The following is a 6,341-nucleotide window of genomic DNA, read 5'->3' as shown; positions in this document are numbered from 1 at the left end:
ATCTGCGGCTGCTGCCGCTGCTGCTGCAACGGTTCGAGATCGCCGACCTGACGCTGCTGCGGCCGCGCATCCATGTCAGCCTGAAGCCGGACGGCGAGAGCAACTGGACGCCCTTCATCCAGACCATTGCGCGCACCATGAAGCCCGGCGCCGAAAACCAGGTCTCGTTCTCCGAGATCCGGATCCAGGACGGCGTGCTCAATTACGAGGACGCCGCCACGCACGCCACCGAGCAGTTCGACGACATCGACCTGTCGCTGGCCTGGCCCTCGATCTCGCGCTCCTTCGCCGCGACCGGCCAGTTCGACTGGCGCGGCGAACGCGTCGACGGCTCGATCAGCTTCGCCGATTTCGTCGCCGCCCTCTCCGGCGATCGTTCCGGCCTGAAGGCGCGGATCGCCAGCGCCCCGCTCAAGCTCGCCTTCGACGGCAGCGTCGCCAACCGCACCAGCCCGATGATGGAAGGCACGCTCACGATCGACAGCCCGTCCTTGCGCAACGCGCTGCGCTGGACCGGCCAGCCGCAGCCCGCCAGCGGTGGCTTCGGCCGTTTCGCACTGAAGGCGCGCGCCAATGTCGTCGGCGCCTCGATCGCGCTCACCAACGTCAATGTCGAGCTCGACGGCAATGCCGCCGAGGGCGTCATGACCTACGCCAACAACGGCCGGCAGACGCTCCAGGCGACGCTCGCCGCCGACACGCTCGACTTCACACCCTATATCTCGACCTTCCGCCTGCTCGCGAGCGGCGCGCGCGACTGGAACAGGCAGCTGTTCGATCTCAACGGGCTCTCGACCACCGACCTCGACATGCGCCTGTCGGCGGCGCGGCTGACGGTCGGACCGTCGAAGCTCGGCCGCACCGCGATCGGCGCCAGTTTGCGCAACGGCACGCTGGCGCTCTCGGTGGGCGAGGCCCAGATCTATGGCGGTATCGCCAAGGGCTCGTTCGGCATCGCGCGCGCCGACGCCGTCGCCGACATCAAGGCGCAATTCCAGTTCACCGACGTCGACCTCCAGGCCTGCGCCTCCGAACTGTTCGGCCTCAGCAAACTGTCCGGCCGCGGCAACATCAACGTCTCCCTCGTAGCCTCCGGCTCGAGCCCGTTCGGCCTCGTACAGTCGCTCGACGGCAGCGCCACCGTCACCGGGCATGACGGCGCGATCTCGGGCTTCAATGCCGAACAGCTCCTGAAGCGGCTGGAGCGCCGGCCGCTGTCCGGCGGCGGCAATTTCCGCAACGGCTCGACGCCTTACGACAATCTCACCATCGCGGTGAAATTCTCCGACGGGGTCGCCACCGCCGAGGACATCCGCGTCGAAGGGCCGGCGGCGAAGATCACGATGACCGGCACCGCCTCGGTGCCGACGCGCGAATACGACATGAAGGGCGTGGCCAGCCTCAACAGCGCCTCGGGCTTCGAATTGCCCTTCGTGGTGCAGGGTCCCTGGGATGATCCCCTGATCTTCCCCGATCCGGAAAGCCTGATCCGCCGCTCGCCGGCCTCCGCACCCCTGCTCGACATGCTCAAGGACCGCAAGGCGGGCGACGCCGTGCGCTCCGCGATCGAGCGCATCACCGGCGGCGGCAAGCGTCCCGCCCCGGCAGACTCGCCGACGGCGGAGAACGCCAAAGAAAACGCGAAGTCGAACTGAGGACCGCGATCGAACGGCGGTGTCCGACCATTGCGAATTGATCCGGCCGAATTGATGCGGCGATTGGATCGATGCGCACGTTAATCATCTCCACAGGCCCCGTCCCCACGACCTAGGTCTGACAACATGCCGCTAGATCGGCTGACGGCCATGCGCTAGTGTTTTATACGACCGGTTAAAAACACCGGCCGTTTGAGGGAGAAAAACGTGAGATCCAAGGTTATTGGCGCAGTCACACTCGCGGTCGCTGCGGCGGGGCTGTTCGCAGCCGCTGCACCCGCATTTGCGCAGCAGAAGACGATTACGGTCTGGTGGGGCAAGGGATTTTATCGGTCCGAAGACGACGCGCTCATCGAGACGATCAAGAAGTTCGAGGCCAAGACCGGCATCAAGGTCGAATTGTCGCAGTACGCGATCCAGGACATGATTCCGAAGACGGTCGCCGCGCTCGATTCGGGCACCGTGCCGGACGTTGCCTATGCCGACACCTACGACGTGCAGGTGCAGGGCAAGTGGGCCTATGAGGGCAAGCTCGAGGACCTCACCGACATCATGGAGCCGATCAAGGATCGGTTCGTGCAGAACACGCTGGATGCGTCGATCCTCTATAACGACGTCACCAAGAAGAAGGCCTATTACGGCTTCCCGCTGAAGCAGCAGAGCATGCACGTCCAGATCTGGAACGACATGCTGGACAAGGCCGGCTTCAAGCAGAGCGACATCCCGAACGACTGGGAAGGCTACTGGACGTTCTGGTGCGACAAGGTGCAGCCCGCGATCCGCAAGGCCACCGGCCAGCGCATCTACGCCGTCGGCCAGCCGATGGGCGTGGAATCCACCGACGCCTTCCAGTCGTTCTACACCTTCATGGACGCCTACCACGTCAGGCTGGTCGACGACGACGGCAAGCTGCTGGTCGACGATCCCAAGGTCCGCGAGAACCTGATCAAGGCGATGAAGGACTACACCGACACCTACATCAAGGGCTGCACCCCGCCCTCCTCCACAACCTGGAAGGATCCGGACAACAACGTCGCATTCCACAACAAGACCATCGTGATGACCCACAACTTCACGATCTCGATCGCGGCGAAATGGTTCGAGGACTCCAACAACCAGACGCTGACGCCCGAACAGCGCGCGGCCGGCAAGAAGGCGTATGAGGAAGACATCATCACCGCCTCCTTCCCGAAGGCGCCGGACGGCACGACGATCCGCTACCGCTCCGACGTCAAGACCGGGCTGGTCTTCAACGTGGCCAAGAACAAGCCTGAGGCCAAGCAGTTCATCGCCTTCCTGCTCCAGGAAGAGAACGTCCGGCCCTATATCGAGGGTGCGCTTGGCCGCTGGTTCCCGGTGACCAAGGAAAGCCAGGAAAGCCCGTTCTGGCAGGCCGACCGGCATCGCAAGGCGGTCTATGCGCAGTTCAAGGGCGGCACCGCCGCGTTCGACTTCACCAAGAACTGGAAGTTCACCATCCTGAACAACGAAAACGTCTGGGCCAAGGCGATGAACCGCGTGGTCAGCGAGAAGGTGCCGGTGGACAAGGCGGTCGACGAGCTGATCGCCCGCATCAAGCAGGTCGCGGGCTAAATCACCCTTCCCCTCTCCCCGCTTTGCGGGGAGAGGTATAAGAACAACACCGGCCGCGTTTCGCGGCCGGCATCTCTTTGAAGAGTTCGAAAAGAATGGCGATCACGCTCTCTGGCGATCAGGCAATCCCCGCGCCGCCCTTGTCGTCGCGGCTGACCCCGGCGCAGGTCTGGGGCATCGTGCTGCTCGCGCCCTATCTGCTGGTTTTCCTCGCCTTCGTCGTCTATCCCGTCTGCTACGGGCTGTGGCTGGCGCGGGCGCCGGCGAACTATGTCGCGCTCTACAACGACCCGATCTTCGCGCGCGCCGCTGTCAACACGCTGATCTTCCTGGTCATCGGCATCAACATCAAGATGCTGATCGCGCTGTTCCTGTCCGGCTTCTTCGCCCAGCAGCGCACCTGGATCAAATGGCTCTCGGTGATCTTCATCCTGCCCTGGGCGGTGCCGTCGATCCCGACCATCCTGTCGGTGCGTTTCATGCTCAATCCCGAATGGGGCGTGATCAACCACCTCATCTTCTCGTTCACCGGTGACGACGGCCCGAACTGGCTGAACGACCCGACGGTGGCGCTGACCATGGCGATCGGCGTCCACATCTGGAAATCGCTGCCGTTCTGGACGCTGATCCTGATCACCGGACGCCTTGCGATACCGCACGATCTGTTCGAGGCCGCCGAGGTGGATGGCGCGAGCTGGTGGCAGAAGTTCCGCTTCATCACCTGGCCGTCGATGCAGACGCTCTATGTCACCTGCACGCTGCTCTCGATGATCTGGACGCTAGGGGACTTCAACAGCGTCTATCTGCTCACTGGCGGCGGCCCGGCCGACCTGACGCATGTGCTGTCGACGCTCGGCATCCGCTATCTCCGGCTCGACCAGCTCTCGCTCGCGATGGCTTCCATCGTCGTCGCGATGCCACTGGTGCTGCCGCTGGTCTATTTCATGATGAAACGGTTGTCGCGATGAAGCTTCCCACCCTCCGCGAAGTTGGCAACGAGGCCAAGCTGCTGCTGATCGGCATCCCGGTCTTCATCTGGACCATGATTCCGATCTACCACATGTTCCTGTTCGCGATCTCACCGAAGGAGGACGCGTTCTCGGGCAAGCTGTGGCCGGATCATCCGACGCTGCACAACTTCCACATTGTGTTCTACCAGGAGCACTATTTCCTGCGCGACTTCTGGATTCAGTTCTGGAATTCGACCGTGATCGCGCTGGCCGCAGGCGGGCTGACCTTGTTCATCGCGACCGCCGCCGCATTCTCGATCTCGCGGCTCAAGGTGCCGGGCGGCCGCTGGGTGATGAACCTGGCGCTGTTCACCTATTTCATCCCGGCGGCGTTCCTCGCCGTGCCGATGTACCGCACCATGGGCAATTACGGCCTCCTGAATAATCACTGGTCGCTGATCCTGGCCATGGTGACGATCGCCTCGCCTTACGCGATCTGGGTGCTTAAACAGGCGTCCGACAAGCTGCCGGTCGAGCTCGACGAGGCCGCCGTGATGGACGGCGCGACCACGCTGCAGCTGTTCCGCCTGGTCTATCTGCCGCTGATGATGCCGTCGCTGGTCGCGATCGGCACTTATGCGGTGCTGCTCGCCTGGAACGAGTATCTCTACGCATTCCTCCTGCTCTCCAAGGACACCAACATCACGCTGCCCGTGGCCCTCGGCAACTTCCTCGCCGCCGACGACTCGCCGTGGGAGCTCTTGATGACCACCGGCTTCATCTACGCGCTGCCGCCGGCCGCGGTCTATTACGCCTTCAAGCGCTACATGGTAGGCGGGCTCACGGCGGGTGCGGTGAAGTCCTGAATATCAGATGCGCGCTTCCTGCGGTGCGCCCGTAGAAGGGCAGCCGCGGGGAGATGCTCTCACCCCGCCTTGCGCACGGTCTGCAAGAACTCTGCGACATCTTTCTTGAGCGCACGTGCCTGATCCTGCAAGGCCGAGGCGGCCGTGAGTGCGGCTTCGGCGCCGGCATCGGTCTCGCCGGCGACGGTGCGGACGGCGCCGATCTGGTCGGCCACGGCCGATGTCCCGTTCGCGGCCTGCTCGACATTGCGCGCGATCTCGCTGGTTGCCGCTCCCTGCTCCTCGACGGCTGAGGCAATCGTCGTCGCGATCTCCGTCATCTCGGCGATGGTTCTGCCGATCTGGCCGATCGCAGCGATCAGCGCCTCGGTCCGCGACGCTTCACCCTGTGCCTGATCCGACACCGATACGGAGCGCGAGACCTGRCTCGAAATCTCCTTGATCGAGGCGGCGAGTTGATGCGTCGCCGCCGCAACGGTCTGCACATTCGAGGATGCCTGGGCCGATGTCGCGGCGACCTGCTCGGCAAGCGAGCGACCCCGCTCCGCGATGCGAGCAAGACTTCCGGCGCTCTGCCCCATCTCTTCGGCACGACTCGAGACGCCGCCAATGACGCCCTCCATGCCGCGATCGAAGCGGTCGGCGAGCTGCGCCATCATCGCCGCGCATTCCGTCTCGGCTGCGGCACGCTAACTGAATTGTTAACCTAGATTCCGGGCAGGGCCCGGGCGCCATACACGACACGTCGGATGGCTACAGCGGCGCCGCGCTCTCGCCCTGCGAGCTCGACAGTTTCGAGGCGAGCGAGGCGATGACGATGACGACCGCGATCAGGCCGATCACCAGCGTGCAGATGGCGTTGATCTCGGGCTTCACGCCCAGCCGCACCTCCGAATAGATCCGGATCGGCAAGGTCGCCGAGCCGGGACCGGTGGTGAAGCTCGCGATCACGAGATCATCGAGCGACAGCGTGAAGGCGAGCATCCAGCCGGCGGCGATCGCGGGCGCGATCAACGGCAGCGTGACGGCCACGAACGCGCGCACCGGGTTGCAGCCGAGGTCCATCGCAGCCTCCTCCAGCGAGCGGTCGAGCGAGCCGAGGCGGGACTGCACGACCACGGCGACGAAGCACATCGTCAGCGTGGTATGGGCGATCGTCACCGTCCAGAAGCCGCGCTCGGCGTTCAGCGCCACGAACAGGAGCAGCAGCGACAATCCGGTGATCACCTCCGGCATCACCAGCGGCGCATAGAGCATGCCGGAGAACAGCGTCCGGC

The 6,341-nt window shown here is 64.2% G+C and carries 5 protein-coding genes and 1 pseudogene; 4 read left to right on the top strand and 2 right to left on the bottom strand.

The window, feature by feature from the left end:
• From AC1D00_RS21660 to AC1D00_RS21645, 4 genes are all read left to right on the top strand, one after another.
• Positions 1 to 1,655 (top strand): AsmA family protein (locus AC1D00_RS21660; protein WP_477012066.1); only part of this gene is annotated, 1,655 nt, incomplete at its 5' end.
• A gap of 207 nt (positions 1,656 to 1,862) precedes the next feature.
• On the top strand, positions 1,863 to 3,248 hold the full coding sequence (locus AC1D00_RS21655) for an ABC transporter substrate-binding protein (RefSeq protein WP_135177107.1): 1,386 nt from the start codon (positions 1,863 to 1,865) through the stop codon (positions 3,246 to 3,248).
• 95 nt (positions 3,249 to 3,343) lie between these two features.
• On the top strand, positions 3,344 to 4,216 hold the full coding sequence (locus tag AC1D00_RS21650) for a carbohydrate ABC transporter permease (protein WP_027545529.1): 873 nt from the start codon (positions 3,344 to 3,346) through the stop codon (positions 4,214 to 4,216).
• Positions 4,213 to 5,064 carry a carbohydrate ABC transporter permease gene (locus AC1D00_RS21645; RefSeq protein ID WP_404553163.1) on the top strand — a complete coding sequence of 284 codons (852 nt, stop codon included), beginning with the start codon at positions 4,213 to 4,215 and terminating at the stop codon, positions 5,062 to 5,064. Before AC1D00_RS21650 ends, AC1D00_RS21645 begins: the two co-directional genes overlap by 4 nt.
• 59 nt (positions 5,065 to 5,123) lie before the next feature.
• Here AC1D00_RS21645 and AC1D00_RS21640 read toward each other — a convergent pair.
• Positions 5,124 to 5,753, bottom strand: a pseudogene (locus AC1D00_RS21640) (methyl-accepting chemotaxis protein); the annotation flags it as partial.
• 64 nt (positions 5,754 to 5,817) lie between these two features.
• Positions 5,818 to 6,341: ABC transporter permease (locus AC1D00_RS21635; RefSeq protein WP_477012065.1), on the bottom strand; the 524-nt coding region annotated here is incomplete at its 5' end.

The sequence above is a fragment of the Bradyrhizobium sp. P2_E8 genome, from assembly GCF_056403875.1.
This window is presented reverse-complemented; position numbering and strand designations above follow the sequence as displayed.

What these genes read in the sequence shown, in the direction of transcription:
- AC1D00_RS21645 (WP_404553163.1), top strand. Translation starts at nt 4,213, where the DNA reads ATGAAGCTTCCCACCCTCCGCGAAGTTGGCAACGAGGCCAAGCTGCTG.
- AC1D00_RS21650 (WP_027545529.1), top strand. Translation starts at nt 3,344, where the DNA reads ATGGCGATCACGCTCTCTGGCGATCAGGCAATCCCCGCGCCGCCCTTG.